General features: G+C 68.7%; 11 protein-coding genes and 1 pseudogene. 8 read left to right on the top strand and 4 right to left on the bottom strand.

Going from position 1 to position 15293, the window contains the following annotated elements:
• Nucleotides 1–146 precede the first annotated feature (146 nt).
• Both ACGFSA_RS33355 and ACGFSA_RS33350 read right to left on the bottom strand, forming a co-directional pair.
• A complete protein-coding gene (locus ACGFSA_RS33355) occupies nucleotides 147–1592 on the bottom strand; it encodes a glyceraldehyde-3-phosphate dehydrogenase (RefSeq protein ID WP_393309771.1) in 1446 nt (481 codons plus the stop codon).
• A gap of 425 nt (nucleotides 1593–2017) precedes the next feature.
• Nucleotides 2018–3043, bottom strand: coding sequence for a zinc-binding alcohol dehydrogenase family protein (locus tag ACGFSA_RS33350; protein WP_393309770.1), 1026 nt, complete (start codon nucleotides 3041–3043; stop codon nucleotides 2018–2020).
• A gap of 213 nt (nucleotides 3044–3256) precedes the next feature.
• On the opposite strand from ACGFSA_RS33350, the gene ACGFSA_RS33345 reads away from it, so the two are divergent.
• The 3 genes from ACGFSA_RS33345 (at nucleotide 3257) to ACGFSA_RS33335 (ending at nucleotide 7146) form a co-directional block, all read left to right on the top strand.
• Complete coding sequence (locus ACGFSA_RS33345; RefSeq protein ID WP_393309769.1) at nucleotides 3257–4330, top strand: zinc-dependent alcohol dehydrogenase family protein; 1074 nt, start codon at nucleotides 3257–3259, stop codon at nucleotides 4328–4330.
• Nucleotides 4331–4340: 10 nt separating this feature from the next.
• Entirely contained in the window at nucleotides 4341–5030 is a 690-nt protein-coding gene (locus ACGFSA_RS33340) for a helix-turn-helix domain-containing protein (RefSeq protein WP_393309768.1), read from the top strand.
• Nucleotides 5031–5430: 400 nt separating this feature from the next.
• A complete protein-coding gene (locus ACGFSA_RS33335) occupies nucleotides 5431–7146 on the top strand; it encodes a GAF domain-containing protein (protein ID WP_393309767.1) in 1716 nt (571 codons plus the stop codon).
• A 34-nt stretch (nucleotides 7147–7180) separates the two neighbouring features.
• On the opposite strand, the gene ACGFSA_RS33330 is transcribed toward ACGFSA_RS33335, so the two are convergent.
• Entirely contained in the window at nucleotides 7181–7894 is a 714-nt protein-coding gene (locus ACGFSA_RS33330; RefSeq protein WP_393309766.1) for a response regulator, read from the bottom strand.
• A 107-nt stretch (nucleotides 7895–8001) separates the two neighbouring features.
• Complete coding sequence (locus tag ACGFSA_RS33325) at nucleotides 8002–8460, bottom strand: cyclic nucleotide-binding domain-containing protein (RefSeq protein ID WP_393309765.1); 459 nt, start codon at nucleotides 8458–8460, stop codon at nucleotides 8002–8004.
• A gap of 500 nt (nucleotides 8461–8960) precedes the next feature.
• Here ACGFSA_RS33325 and ACGFSA_RS33320 point away from each other — a divergent pair, with 500 nt between their 5' ends.
• From ACGFSA_RS33320 to ACGFSA_RS33300, 5 genes and pseudogenes are all read left to right on the top strand, one after another.
• Nucleotides 8961–9719 carry an HAD family hydrolase gene (locus tag ACGFSA_RS33320; RefSeq protein ID WP_393309764.1) on the top strand — a complete coding sequence of 253 codons (759 nt, stop codon included), beginning with the start codon at nucleotides 8961–8963 and terminating at the stop codon, nucleotides 9717–9719.
• Nucleotides 9719–12181: a glycoside hydrolase family 65 protein gene (locus tag ACGFSA_RS33315; protein ID WP_393309763.1), complete on the top strand. Its 2463-nt coding sequence runs from the start codon at nucleotides 9719–9721 to the stop codon at nucleotides 12179–12181. The genes ACGFSA_RS33320 and ACGFSA_RS33315 overlap by 1 nt, the downstream gene beginning before the upstream one ends.
• 371 nt (nucleotides 12182–12552) lie before the next feature.
• A complete protein-coding gene (locus tag ACGFSA_RS33310) occupies nucleotides 12553–13143 on the top strand; it encodes a hypothetical protein (RefSeq protein ID WP_393309762.1) in 591 nt (196 codons plus the stop codon).
• Nucleotides 13144–13615: 472 nt separating this feature from the next.
• A complete protein-coding gene (locus tag ACGFSA_RS33305; protein ID WP_393309761.1) occupies nucleotides 13616–14524 on the top strand; it encodes a universal stress protein in 909 nt (302 codons plus the stop codon).
• A 243-nt stretch (nucleotides 14525–14767) separates the two neighbouring features.
• Nucleotides 14768–15199 (top strand): annotated as a pseudogene (locus ACGFSA_RS33300) (MFS transporter); the annotation flags it as partial.
• Nucleotides 15200–15293: the final 94 nt, after the last annotated feature.

Genomic DNA, 15293 nt, shown 5'->3' with positions numbered 1-15293 from the left:
GGCGCCGGGGGGTTACGGGGCACTCCGCCCGCCCGGGCGGGGGGGGCGGGGGGGGGGGGGCCGCAAGTAGTCACCTTATCGTACACTTTGCCCCCCCCCACCGCCACCCCGGCTGCCGAGGGACCGGGACGGACAGTCCGCCGAGATCAGACCGCCGGGGCCGGGAAGGTCGGGTACTCGACTCCGGAGACGTGCTGGACGACGCGGATGACCTGGCAGGAGTAGCCGAACTCGTTGTCGTACCACAGGTAGAGGATCGCGTTGTCGCCGTCGACCTTGGTGGCACCGGCGTCGACGATCGAGGCGTGGCGCGAGCCGATGAAGTCGCTGGAGACCGCGTCGGGGGCGGTGGTGAAGTCGATCTGCCGCTTGAGCGGCGAGGTCAGCGACACGTTGCGGAGGTAGTCGAGGACTTCCTCGCGGGTGGTCTCGCGCCCAAGCCGCAGGCTGAGGATCGCGATCGAGACGTCCGGCACCGGGACGCGGATCGAGCTGCCGGTGATCGGCGCCTTGAGGTCGGGCAGCGCCTTGGCGACGGCGGAGGCGGCACCGGTCTCGGTGATGACCATGTTGAGCGGCGCCGAGCGGCCGCGGCGGTCGGCCTTGTGGTAGTTGTCCAGCAGGTTCTGGTCGTTGGTGAACGAGTGAACGGTCTCCACGTGGCCGCGCAGGACGCCGTACTCGTCGTCCATCGCCTTCAGTGGCGGGACGATCGCGTTGGTGGTGCAGGAGGCGCAGGACAGGATCTGCTCGTCCGGCTTGATCGTGTCGTGGTTGACGCCATGGACGATGTTGGGGACGTCGCCCTTGCCCGGAGCGGTCAGGACGACCTTGTCGATGCCGGGGCGCAGGTGCTTCGAGAGGCCCTCGCGATCGCGCCACTTGCCGGTGTTGTCGATGAGGATGGCGTTGCCGATTCCGTACGCCGTGTAGTCGACCTCGGACGGGTCGTTGGCGTAGATCACCTTGATCTCGTTGCCGTTGGCGACGATCGTGCTGTTCGCCTCGTCGACGGTGATCGTGCCCTGGAACTGGCCGTGGATGGAGTCGCGGCGCAGCAGCGAGGCGCGCTTGACGATGTCCTGGTCGCCGCCCTGGCGGACGACGATGGCGCGCAGCCGCAGGCCGTTGCCGGAGCCGGCCTTCTCGATGAGCAGGCGGGCTACGAGACGGCCGATGCGGCCGAAGCCGTAGAGGACGACATCGCGCCCGTCGCGGCGTTCGATCTTGTTGTCGCCCGTGGCGCCGGCGACGGCCTGGGCGGTGAACTCCTCCACCGAGAGACCGTGGTCATCAGTCTTGTACGTGGCGGCGAGCATGCCGATGTCGATCTGGGAAGGGCCGAGATCGAGCGTGGTGAGAGCCTGCAGGAACGGCATCGTCTCGGTGACCGAGAGTTCCTCACCGGCGATCTGTCGGGCGAATCGGTGGGTCTTGAGAATACTCACCACCGACTTGTTCACCAGGGAGCGGCTGTGAAGCAGGACCGTGACGTCCCGCTCCCGGTGCAGCTTCCCGATGATCGGGATCATCGACTCCGTGATCTCCTCACGGTTCTTCCAGTTGGTGAACGAGTCCTCGTTGACAGTCACAGATTTATCTTTCGAGCTAGGCGGTGCTCATATGCTAACCGCCCGCCGATTCGATCATTCACCCGGTGCCAGCTGAGCGGGATCCCGTGATCGGGCCCCATGGCCACATCAGGACAGGGAATGGGCTGCCGTGCCGGGTAATGGTGCTCGATTTGCGAGGATCTATCCCAGCTTGTCCCGCATGAGGAACGCACCCGGACCGCCCGTCGCGCTCCCGCAGCACAACAGCGCACCGAGAAGAGTCGGTGACGGAAGCGGCCCGCCCGGTCGACGTGCGAAGGACTCCCGGGCGGGCTACGTCGTCCACGCTGCCCTGAACGTGTCCGCACGCGTTGCCGACGGGCCGGTGCCTGAGCCGAACGAGGGTGCAGAATCCAGCCGTCAGGCGCTGAGCGCTTGCCTTGGCCCTCCGGGCCGGATTCCTGTCAGTCCGGCGTGAGCACCGCGGCGCCGTTCACGCGATCCGCGGCCAGGTCGGCCAGTGCCTGATCAGCCCGGTTCAGGGGATAGCGGCTGACGGTGACCTGGATACCGATGCGTTCGGCGAGTTCGAGAAATTCGCGGCCGTCCTCGCGGGTGTTGGAGGTGACGCTCCGCAGATTCCGCTCCTGGAAGAGATGCCGTTGGTAGTTCAGCGCGGGAATGTCGGAGAGATGGATACCGGCGATCGCGAGGGTGCCCGACCGGTCGAGTCCCTCCAGGGCCACCGGCACCAGATCACCCACCGGAGCGAACAGGATCGCCGAGTCAAGGGGCTCCGGTGGGCTGTCGTAGGCGCCACCGACCGAGGAAACACCCAGGGACAGAGCGAGTTCACGCGCCTGGGCGGAACGCGTCATCACATGGACGGTCGCGCCGTCGGCCAGCGCCACCTGAGCGGCCAGATGGGCCGACGCGCCGAAACCGTAGATTCCGAGCCTGCCACCCTTCGGCAGCGCACTGCGGCGCAGCGACCGGTAGCCGATGATTCCCGCGCACAGGAGAGGGGCGAGCAGGGCCGCGTCCTGGGACTCGGGGAGTCGGTAGGCGAACGCCTCGGGAACCACTACCAGGTCGGCGAAGCCGCCGTCCGCATCCCACCCCGTGTACGTGGACCGGGGGCACAGGTTCTCCCGTCCGGAGCAGCAGTAGCGGCAGGACCCGCAGGTACGGCGCAACCAGGCACCGCCGACCCGGTCGCCCACACGGAACACACCGCTCTCCTCGCCGACCGCTGCCACGCGGCCGACGATCTCGTGCCCGGGAATCGTCGACGGACGGTGGGGAGTGAGGTCCCCCTCGGCGAGATGCAGGTCCGTGCGGCAGACACCGCAGGCTTCCACCCGCAGCAGGAGTTCATCCGGAGCGGGCGCGCTCACCTGGCGGTGTCTCCGTATCAGGGGACCGGTACCGATCGGTCCGGGTGTCCCGACGGCCCAGCCGCTGAGCATCTGTGAGTGGGGGAGACCCATACCTTCAGCCTGCGGCCGCCGGGTGGGTCCGGCAAACCGGCCGGTTTCCGCACGCGCCTCGGGAACCGCGGACCGGGGCCGCTGCTGCGTCGGCGGGAGTGGATGGCCCGCCAGGTCCTCGCCCGGGGACCATCCGGCCCATGCGCCCCGAGCTCCTGCCGAGTCAGCCTGGCAGTGCCCCGTACTGGACCTGACAGGAAGAAGGGCGATGTCATGAAGGCACTCGTCTTCCAGGGCCCCGGCCGGACCGCGTGGGGGGATGTACCGGATCCCGGCATCAGGGACGCCGCGGACGCGATCGTTCGCGTCGACACGGTGACTATCTGTGGCACCGATCTGCACATCGTCAAGGGCGATGTGCCCGAGGTGGTTCCGGGTCGTGTGCTCGGGCACGAAGCGGTGGGCACCGTCGTCGAGACCGGCGGCGATGTCCGGACGGTGCGGCCCGGTGACCGCGTGCTGATCTCGTGCATCTCCGCCTGTGGACGGTGCCGGTTCTGCCGCGGCGGACAGTACGGTCAGTGCCGTGGGGGCGGCGGCTGGGTGCTGGGCCACACGATCGATGGCACCCAGGCCGAATATGTGCGGGTGCCGTTCGCCGACCTGTCCGTACATCCGCTGCCGGGTGCCGTCGACAGTGACGACGCGGTCCTGTTGGCCGACATCTTCCCGACGTCGTACGAGGTCGGGGTGGTGAACGGCGACGTGCGGCCCGGCGACACGGTCGCCGTGGTCGGTGCTGGGCCGATCGGTCTGGCGGCCATCATCACCGCGCGTCTGCACAGCCCCCGCCGCATTATCGTGGTGGACCTCGCGGAGTCCCGGCTGGCTACCGCGCGCGCACTCGGTGCGGACGCGACCGTCAGTGCGAGCGAGGAACCCGAGCTCCTCGTCGAGGACCTCACCGATGGACTCGGTGCCGATGTCGTCATGGAGGCCGTCGGCATACCGGAGACATTCGAGATGTGCACCCGGATGGTCCGCCCGGGCGGCCGGGTCGCGAACATCGGGGTCCACGGCAAGCCTGTGGTCCTGCACCTCGAAGACCTCTGGATCAAGGACGTCACGATCACCACCGGGCTGGTGGACACCCACTCGACGCCCATGCTGCTGGGCATGATGGCCGCAGGGCGCCTCCCGTCGGATTCGCTGATCACCCACCGCTTCGAGCTGGGCCAGATGGAGGAGGCGTACGACATCTTCTCCCGCGCCGCCGAAACCGGTGCCCTCAAGGTGGCACTGGGCGGCCCGCAGCACAACGCCGTCTCCGTCCCCGACCTGCCATGACCCGAAGGACATGAGGACCATGAGCGAGGGCACGCCTTCATCCGCTTCCAGGGAGTCTTCGACCGCCCGCAGCGACCTCGGGCGGCGCGTGGCAGCGCGCCGTCAGGAACTCGGTCTCACCCGTGAGGAGGTGGCCGAACGCTGCGGCGCCGCTCCTTCGTACATCGCCTATGTGGAGGACCGGGCTGCTGTACCGGCCGTCAGCGTTCTCGTGCGCCTCGCCGATGCGCTGGAGACGACTGTGGCCGAGCTGACCGGTATGACGGTGGAACGTCCCCCCGGCAGGGCAGCGGCACTGCCGGGCGCCGAACTCGTCGCACTCAGTGACACAGAGTGCCTTCGACTGCTTTCCAGCCACGGTGTGGGCAGGATCGCGATCGTCACGACGGACGGGCCCGCCGTTTTCCCGGTCAACTACGTGCTGACGGGCAACGAGATCGCGTTCCGGACCACCGGCGATGGACTTCTGGCCGCGTCCGCGGGAACCGAGGTGGCCTTCGAGGCCGATCACATCGACGACGCGATGAGCCAGGGCTGGAGTGTGCTGGTGGTGGGCGATGCATCAGGTGTCACCGGTGCCCAGACCATCCAGCGACTGGACCGTGCTGCCCCCTCCCTTCCCTGGGCGGGTGGCCCCCGCACCCACTGGATGGTGGTCACCCCCACTCGTATCACCGGGCGTCGCGTGGTGCGGAAGTGAGAGAACTGCCTGTCGTCGCCGGCACGCCGCTCGCGCCGCAAACGGTGTGCAGCGGGCGGGAGTTCGAGCGGGCTGCGACTGCCCGGTGCCGGGGCGCGCAGGCGGAACCCGCGGACCGGCCAGGACATGGCCGTAGTCGCCGAGCCACCGGGACGGGGTGACACATGGTGATGCGGTGAGAAATGGAGGATGGCGTGGGCGTCCTCCCCGCGGATATGGGTCATTCTTCCCCGGCCGGGCCGGACGGGCTTCTCGGCGGGGCCGTTCAGGACGCGTCGGCCACAGGTTTCCGTACCAGGACGTCTTCCCCCGGGTGCGCTCCACCGGGTGCCTCGCGGTGTTCGGCCGCTACCGTGGACATATGGTCCGCCCGTGATGCGCGGGCCATGGCGGAGGCACCGTGGGCGACAAGGGCACTGACCGCAACGGCGAGCAACGCCGTCGGCTGGGCACACTCCCCGGCGACCTCCAGGACCGCCTCGATCTTTCGAAGCGCGGCCCCGCCGAGGCGGCGCTGCTGCTGGACGCCGTCATGTCGGTGGGAAGGGGACTCGATCTGCCGCAGGTGCTGCGCCAGATCGTCGAAGCCGCGGTCGTCGTGGTCGATGCCGAGTACGGAGCCCTCGGGGTGCTCGGCGAGGGAACCCGCCTTGCGCAGTTCCTGCCCGTGGGCATCCCGGACGAGCAGAGGGAAGCCATCGGCTCGCTGCCCGAGGGGCACGGCATCCTCGGCGAGCTGATTTGCCACCCCGTGCCACTGAGGCTCAAGGAACTCGCTGACCACCCGTCGTCCCACGGGTTTCCGCCGAACCATCCCCCCATGCACTCGTTTCTTGGGGTACCCATCCGGGTCCGCGACGAGGTGTTCGGCAACCTGTACCTGACCGAGAAGCGGGGAGGCCGTGCCTTCGACGCCGACGACGAGACGGTGCTCTCCACCCTCTCTGTGGCAGCCGGGGTCGCCATCGAGAACGCGCGCCTGTACTCGGAGACGCGTGACCGGCAGCGTTGGCAGGAGGCCAACAGCGAGATCGTCGAGGGCCTGCTGAGCGGGGTGGACGAGGCGTACGTCCTGCAGATGGTCGTCGACCATGCCTCGCGTATTCTCTCCGCCGACCTGGGTGTTCTGGCGCTCCCCGAGGGCGAGGGCGCCCTGCGGGTGGCGATAGCCTCCGGCGTGGACGCCGACACGCACCGCGGACTGGTCCTGCCACGTGAAGGTTCGTTCGTCGGCACAGCCCTCCACTCGGGCGAGCCGATCATCAGCCTCGATGTCGAGTGTGATCCGAGGATCACCGCCGGGCCCCCGCGATGGGCAGGGCTCGGTCCGGCCGTCGCGGTGCCGATGAAGACGGGGGGACGGGTCCTGGGGGTGCTGCTGCTGGCCCGTGTACGGGATCGTCCCGCATTCACCGAGTGGGAGACCGCGCCCCTGCTGACGTTCGCCGGGCAGGCGGCGCTCGCGATGGAACTCACGGAACGGCGTGAGTCCGCCAAGCAGATCGCCCTGCTGGAGGACCGGGACCGGATCGCCCGAGACCTGCACGACCTCGCCATTCAGCGACTGTTCGCCACCGGTATGACCCTGCAGAGCGTGGTGCGGTTCGTGGACCATCCCCAGGCCGGTGAACGGCTGCTGCGTGCCGTGGACGATCTCGACGAGACCATCAAGATCATCCGATCCACCATCTTCGGCCTCCGCGCACGCGAATCGGGCCGTGCCGAACAGGGTCTCCGCGTCCGCACGCTGACCGCGGTGGAGCAGGCCGCGCCTGCCCTGGGCTTCCAGCCGTCTCTCCGCATGGGAGGGCTCATCGACACAGATGTGCCGGCTGAGACCGCGGACCAGGTGATCGCGGTGCTCGGCGAAGCGCTCAGCAATGTCGCACGCCATGCCCGGGCGACCTCGGTGGACATCTCGATGGTGGTCGGTGAGGGAGCACTGACGTTGGTGGTGTCCGACAACGGAGTGGGCATGCCGGAACACGACGGCGCACACAGTGGGCTGGACAACCTTGCGCAGCGCGCCGAGAAGCTCGGCGGTGACATGACGGTCGAGCCATCGGCGGAGGGCGGCACCCGGGTGAGGTGGCGCGTGCCGCTGCGACTGACGTGATCCGTGGACCGCGCGGCGGGCCGCGGCGTCGGCGTCAGTACTCGCGACCGCTCGCCGAGGGCGGCGAGGAGGGTGCCGGTCTGTGCGCGGCGATCACGGCTGCCTGAATGCGGCGCTCCACGCCGAGCTTCGCCAGGAGGCGGGAAATGTGGTTCTTGACCGTTTTCTCCGACAGGTAGAGCCGTTTACCGATCTGGCTGTTGGTCAGTCCTTCACCGATCAGAGCAAGAACGTCCTTCTCCCGTGGAGACAGTGCGGAGAGCGCGTCCTCGTCCTCGGCCTCGGTGCCGGAACCCTCTCCGCGCAGGCTGTCCATAAGCCGCGCGGTGGTCGCCGGATCGAGGGTGGAGCGCCCGGAAGCCAGCGTGCGGACGGCTGCGACGAGGTCGGATCCCTTGATCTCCTTGAGTACGTAGCCTGCTGCGCCCGCCATGATGGCGTCGAGCAGTGCTTCGTCGTCGTCGAACGAGGTGAGCATCAGGCAGGCCAGTTCCGGCATCCGTGAACGCAGTTCACGACAGACGCTGATCCCGTCGCCGTCCGGGAGCCGCACATCGAGAATCGCGACATCCGGGCGCAGCGCAGGGCCACGGGCCAGCGCGTGATCGGCCGTACCGGCATCGCCGACGACCTCGATGTCGGGTTCCGCGTCGAGCAGATCCTGCACCCCGCGCCTGACCACCTCGTGGTCGTCGAGCAGGAACACGCGGATCGGATGCTGTGCGGAGAACGCGGCTTCGCCGCTCATGGCGCCCACCTCGCTTCTGCAGGGCTTTGCCACCGGCCCCATGTTCATCGTGGCCCGCACACCGACGGCGCACCAGAGCCGATCGGCCCCTGCACCACCCGGGCCGTTCAGTCCTCGGCGATGTCGGCCTGGGGACCGTACAGCTGGAGCAACCTCGCCCGCGTTCCGTACAACCGCTCCGCCACTGTCTCGGCCACGTACTTGTACACCGCCCGGCCCAGCACCGCATCGTCCGCGCACAGCGCGCGCACGGTCGCGGCGTCGAATTCCAGGGCCTGACCCGCGTGGACCACGTGTGCGCCCATGTGCCACACGTGCGGGGAGCAGAGCCAGGACCAGCCCAGCAGGTCGTCCTGGCCCAGGGTCTCGACGACCGCCGGGCGGCGGCCGGGCACACGGAGGTCGATCTCGACCCGGCCGGAGCGGATGATCCAGAAACGGTCGGCCCGCCTGCCCTCCTCGAAGAGGCGTGAGTCGAGCACCAGCGGCACTTCGTGTGCCGCCGTGTCGACAAGGCGCTGCCGGCTCTCGGGCGGGAGCGCGTCGAGCAGACTGTGCGTCGACATGGGGTCCTCCGTCCCTGGCGGGCGATGGCGGCTCCGCGCGTGACAGCCCGGCCGCGTGCCCGACCGTCCGTGTGAACGATAGGCGGGGCTCCGGAGGGAGGCTCGGTCATCGGGCACCCCCGGGGTCTGCCGTACCCGAACCCGCTGAACGGCATCAGCCCGTTGACCGGCATTCCACGTGAACTTTAACGGTGATCCGCTCAGCGACCCGCCCGCTTGGGCCGTACGGGGGCGGTCCGGGACCGATCGGCCCATGGGCTCGGATCTCACGCCGCAGGATTGTGGAGGACGCACCTGGGCACATACCCGGTGAGCGCCAGGAGGTGGTGGCAGTGAGCCGCATCAGAATCGTCCGTCGCCCACCGCTTCCCTCGGGGCCTCCGCCCCTCGACCTGCGAACTCCGTCCGGGCGGCCTCTGCCCTACTGAGGTCCACGACGCGCCGGTGTCCCGGAACCGTGATGCCATGAAAGGAACCCCTGGCGAAGGGACGCCCCGCTCATGGCAGCCGTACCGTCTCTTGCCCCGTGCCTGCTCTCCGTGCGGGCCGTGGTCTTCGACACCGACGGAGTGATCACCGACTCCGCCAGGAGCCACGCCGCGGCCTGGAAGAAGGCATTCGACGCCTGTCTGTCGGAGCGGGAGGGACAGCGGCCCTTCGACCCGGTCGACGACTATCTCCGCCACGTCGACGGCCGCTCACGGCAGGACGGTGCGGCGGCCTTCCTCGCGTCGCGAGGCCTGAACCTTCCCGAAGGCAGCCCGGACGACCCGCCCGGTACCGCGACGGTAGGGGCGGTCGCCGCACGTAAGGACGAGCTGTTCAGGGAAACGCTGCGCACCCACCAGGTCGATGTCTGGCCCGGCACGGTTTGTCTCCTTCACGCGCTGCGCAGTGAGCGGATCCCCTGTGCTGCCGTGTCCGCCTCCCGCCACGCGACGGAACTCCTGTCGTGGGCCGGCCTCATAGGTCAGTTCGGTGCCGTGGTCGACGGAAATGAGGCGCGGCGGCTGGGGCTCGCGGGGAAACCGGATCCCGCGCTCTTTGTCGAGGCGGCGCGGTGCCTCGGGGCTCCCGTTTCGGACACCGCTGTGGTGGAGGATTCCCTGGCCGGTGTCGAGGCCGGCCGCCGCGGCGGATTCGGACTCGTGGTCGGCGTGGACCGGACAGGCGGTCCCGGCAAGGCCGCGGACCTGCGACGCCGTGGCGCCGACATCGTGGTGTCCGATCCCGGTGAGCTGCTGATCGGCGACGACTGATGGCGGGGGTCTGGGAGTGGTCGTACGAGGGGTACGAGCCGGAGGAGGAACGGCTGCGCGAGGCGCTGTGCACGCTCGGCAACGGGTACTTCGCCACCCGTGGAGCCGCATCCGAGTCCATCGCAAGCAGGTCTCACTACCCGGGCACCTACATCGCAGGTTGCTACGACCGGCTGACCTCATCGGTCCAGGGCCGGCAGGTGGAGAACGCCGACTTGGTCAACCTGCCGAACTGGCTGCCGCTGCGCTACCGTATCCGCCCCGCCGGCACAGCCCCCGGACCGTGGCTGTCACCGGACCACGAACATCTCGCGGAATACCGGCAGACGCTCGATCTGCGCCGCGGCACGCTGACCCGCCGGTCCGTCTACCAGGACGAGGCAGGCCGTTGCCTGTATGTCGAGCAGTGCCGTCTGGTGCACATGGGCAACCCGCATCTCGCCGCCCTCCACACGGCCTTCACCGCGACCGGGTGGGTGGGGGCGATCGAGGTGGAGGCGGCGATCGACGGCGACATCCGGAACGCCGGTGTCGCGCGGTACCGGGATCTGTCGGACTGCCATCTGACCGGCTGGTCGACCGGAACGGAACAGGACGACGTGGTGTGGCTCAGATGCCGCACCGTGGAGTCGGAGATCGCCTTCGCGCTGGCCTCCCGCATCGTGGCCACGTCCGGCGGTCATGGGCGGCAGCCGGATGAGTCCGGTCGGCGCCTCCGTCCCCGGCAGATCCCACGGAAGATCTTCCAGACACTGGTGCTGCCGCTGGATCCGGAATGCGACGCCGTCGTGGACAAGACGGTGGCGCTGCACACGTCGCGTGACCCGGCGATCGGCAACCCGCTGCGGGCTGCTGTGGCCGGTGTGCGGACGGCTCCGGAGTTCTCCGAGTTGCTGGCCTCGCACCATCGGGCGTGGGCCGGGCTGTGGCAGCGGACCCGGATCGAGGTTCCGGGCGAAGCGGGCAGAATTCTGCGACTTCACCTCTTCCACGTGCTGCAGACGCTGTCCCCGCACACGGCAGAGCTCGATGTGGGCGTACCGGCGAGAGGACTGCACGGGGAGGCATACCGGGGCCATGTCTTCTGGGACGAGCTCTTCGTGCTGAGGTTCCTGAGTCTGCATTTCCCGGAGATTTCCCGGGGACTTCTGGACTACCGCCACCGGAGGCTGCCCGCGGCCTGCCGCGCGGCACGAGAGGTGGGGCGGGCCGGGGCCATGTACCCCTGGCAGAGTGCCGACGACGGCCGGGAGGAGACCCAGGAACTCCATCTCAACCCGCGTTCGGGGCGCTGGCTGCCCGACCATTCACGTCTGCAGCACCATGTCGGTTCGGCCGTCGCCTACAACGTGTGGCAGTACTGCCAGGCCACCGCGGACACGGATTACCTGCATTCCAAGGGCGCGGAAATGCTGCTGCAGATCGCCCGGTTCTGGGCGGACAGCGCCGCATGGGACGCGCCGCTGGCCCGGTACCGCATCCGCGGTGTGGTCGGCCCCGACGAGTATCACGACGCCTATCCGGGAGCCGGGACCGCAGGCATAGATGACAACACGTACACGAACGTGACGGCGGCCTGGGTGCTGGCACGGGCCATTGAGCTCTACCGCGACCTGCCCGAGCCCCGGCGCAAACTTCTTCTGGAATGCATATGCCTCGACCCCGCGGACCTGGAGCGCTGGGAGGACGTCTCCCGTCGGCTGCATGTGCCGTATCACCGTGATGTCATCAGCCAGTTCGCCGGTTACGGAGAACTGGACGAACTCGACTGGGCCGCTTACCGGAAGCGCTACGGCGACATCCGGCGGCTCGACCGCATCCTTGAGGAGGAGGGCGACACGGTCAACCGCTACCAGGCATCCAAACAGGCCGATGTGTTGATGCTCGGCTACCTGTTCTCACCCGGAGAACTCGGCGGCCTGTTCCAGCGTCTCGGACATGTGCTGGACGACGACACCTGGCGCGCCACCGTCGACTACTACCTCGCGCGTACGAGCCACGGTTCCACCCTCAGTTCCCTGGTTCATGCCTGGGTGCTGGCACGGGCGCACCGTGAGGAGGCATGGGCGCACTGCGAGGAGGCGCTGACCGGTGACGTGGTCGACATCCAGGGTGGCACCACGGCGGAAGGCATCCATCTGGGGGCGATGGCCGGCACCCTCGATTTCGTGCAGCGCGCAATGACTGGGCTGGAGATGCGTGACGACGCACTGTGGCTCTCCCCGGCCCCGCTACCCCAGCTCTCGAAATTCGGCGTACGCTTCGGATTCCGCGGGCACGAGGTGGACCTGGGCATACGGGCACAGCGGCTCCGGATCGCGGTATCGGACTCGCACCACCCAGCCGTCCGGCTGGTCCTGGGCGGCCGCACCCACATGATCGGCCCCGGCACGCCGCGATGGCTCGATCTGCCCTCGGGCCGAAGCCCCGCCCGCCGTCAGAGGAAGGGCCGTCAGGACTGAGAGCCCGCCACCGGCGGCCCCTTCCGGGCCGGAGCGGGGTGGATGACATCGGACTCCACGCCCACGACGCCTTCCACAGCACGCACCAGCCGGGTTGCGACCGGAACGAACCGGCAGGTGGGCCGGACGGCCCCCGCAGGGGCCCGTTGGCCCCAAGCGGAACTGTCCTCTGCCGGACGAAATTGAAGAAGGACATCGATGATGGCGCCCCCGAGGCGCCGGAAGTGGAGCACAGACCAGAGCTCATCTCCCAGGTGCCGACCACCGCTGCGCGCGGGTACGGCGACGGCACGGGGCGGAGGCGTGACATGTTCCAGTCCGACTCGCCCGGACCCGAGTCCATATGGCCCCGGAAGCGGCACGGAAGCCGAATGCGACCGTTCGAGCGCCGCCCGAATCCGCTGCAGCGGGCCGCCGACCGTGTACGCAGCCGCTGGCTCGCCGCTTCCGTGCTCTTCGCGCTCGTGGCGGTGTTCTGCGGTGTCGCTGCCGGAATCAAAATCTGGGACGCCGACAGCGTCACCGCGCAGCAAGAAGCCCGACACCGCCACCAGGTGACGGCGACGACACTCAGCAAGGCCGAAGACAGACTCCCTGCCCGGTTTGCGGGGGCTTCGGAAGCAACAGCTCGGGCCTTCTGGGAGTATCCCGCCTCCCTGCCTCACACGGACACCATCGCGGTCACCCCCCACACGCCGGTGGGCCGGACGGTCACGCTGTGGGTGGATGACGCGGGCAGGATTTCCGCTGCCCCGCCTTCCCGGGGAGAACGCGCCGTGCAGGCCGCCGCAGCAGGGGCCTGTGCCATGGGCGTGGTTGCCCTGTCCGCCGGATTGGTTGTCCGCCTCAGGCTCCGCCGCGTCGAGACGCGCAGCCTCGCCCAATGGGAGCAGGAGTGGGAGCGCGTGGAGCCGCGCTGGTCCGGCCGGCTGCGCCGGGACTCGGGGGCCGATGACGACTGATGACGACTGACGGATCCACCGGTGCCAGGACCACCGCCTCAGCTTCGGTGCCGCGCCCGGACCCGCTGGAGCCGCTTCCACGCTGTGCGAGCCACTTCGCGACATCCTGGAAGGAGGTGGCGGAGACAACAGAAGGAGTTGGCGGAGACGACCGAAACGACCTCGTCGGTCATCAGGTCTCCCGCCTCCGTGTGCTTCTTGGAGGCACCCCTGCCGATTCTCGGCGATTCCCCGGGGCGCAGCGCCCGTCCTCGTTCCGAACCCGGGATCCGCTGGACCACGGCACCGAAAGCAGTACCGAACGGGCCTCACCCGGAGGCGTTCGGGCACGCCACGGCGCGGGAGAAGCACGCAGGGCGGCGGAACCGACAGGGACATTCGGCCCCCGCGGGGTCCTGAGCGGCCCTCTCGCAGCGCGGGGGTGCGGTGCCAGGGTGAGAGCTGCACCGGCAGCCTTCGGTGAGGAGGAACCATGAATTCCAGCGACAAGGGCGGCCCGGTACTCGGAGCGCTCGTGGCCGGGGTGGACGGCTCCGAGCCCGCCAAGCGCGCAGTGTTGTGGGCCTCCGAGGAAGCACTACGGCGTGATCGTCCTCTGCACCTTGTCTACGCAGCCGACACGGACAGCCGGATGATCTACGCGTCCATGGAAACCATCGAGCAGGTTCGGCACGCGGGTCGGGATCTTCTCGAGGAGACCGCAGCCATGGTGTCCGAGCGTTACCCCGGCCTGAGCGTGACGAAGGAGCTGAGCCGCCGTGAACCCGTGGTGAGCCTGCACACCGCGGCGGGAAACCACGGCACGATCGTGGTGGGCAACCGTGGTCGCGGAGGTTTCAATTCACTGTTGCTCGGCTCGGTCGGTCTGAAGGTTGCTGCGGGTGCCAGGACGCCGGTGGTCGTGGTGCGCGGCACCGAAGGCGCTCCCGCGGCAGACGTCGTGCTGGCCGCCGTCCACGACGAGCACGACCTGGAATGCGCACGCCACGCGGCGAGTGAGGCGGAGCTGCGCAAGGCGTCGTTGCGGCTTCTGCACGTATGGAACGTGCTGGGGTCGGTCGGGAGTGTCGTGACGATGCTCGACGCCGTGGACGAGATGGCTCGCAACCACGTTCGCACGTTGACGGGAGTGGCGGACCGTATCCGTGCCGACTTCCCGGGACTCACCGTGGAGGCGGATGCGGAGAAGGGCATGTCCGCCGCCGGCATCCTGGTTGAGGCGACTCGGCACGCGGATCTGCTGATCATGGGCGGGCGACGCTCGCCCGGGAACTTCGGCCCGACGCTCGGCCGGGTCGCCCACAGCCTGCTGCACCATGCGAACTGTCCGGTCGAGCTGATCCCGCGGCATGGCAAGCGGACGGCGAGTGAGTCGCAATGAACAGTGAGGCGCGCCGTCATGCGAAGAGCGGCGTCGGTGCCGTCGACGGAGTAGGTGCTGTGAGCCTTCCCCGCCGGTGAGGCTCGGCTGCAGCAGCCTTTACTCCCGGTCGCTGCGCCGGCCCGGCAATGCGGCTCTCCGCACTCCGCCAACTGACTGATCCGAATGCAGCGTTGACCATGTGCCTGCCGGCAGCTGTGCGAGGCTCCGCCCCTGACAGTCGCAGCAGATGCCTCCGATGGGATGCCGGCCGCAAGGATTGTTCTCATCACATTGGCGGCCGGTCAGTTCTTGATGGCTCTCGACAGCTCGGTCATGAATGTCTCCATCGCCAGTGTCGCTGCCGACGTGGGGACGACGGTGACCGGTATCCAGGGTGCGATCACGGCCTACACGCTTGTGATGGCGATGTTTATGATCTGCGGCGGAAAGGTGGGTGCGCTCGTCGGCCGTAAGCGCGCCTTCATGGCCGGCTGCGTCGTCTACGGCTGCGGGTCTCTCACCACCGCGCTCGCTCCGAATCTCACCGTACTACTGGTTGGATGGTCGTTCCTTGAGGGAATCGGGGCGGCGCTGATCCTGCCCGCGATTGTGTCGCTCGTAGCGGGGAACTTCACTGTGGAGCGGCGTCCTGCTGCCTACGGGATCGTCACCGCTGCAGGAGCGGTGGCCATTGAACCTTTCTCGGTAACGTCTCGTGACGCTTTGTGATCTTCGTTCAGGCGGTGCGGCCGTGTTCGAGCTGGAGCAGGACGAGGGCGGCTCGGGC

The sequence above is a fragment of the Streptomyces sp. NPDC048496 genome (genome assembly GCF_043200055.1).
Taxonomy (GTDB): domain Bacteria; phylum Actinomycetota; class Actinomycetes; order Streptomycetales; family Streptomycetaceae; genus Streptomyces.
Note: the sequence above shows the minus strand (reverse complement) of the source record. Positions and strands in the feature narration are given on the sequence as shown.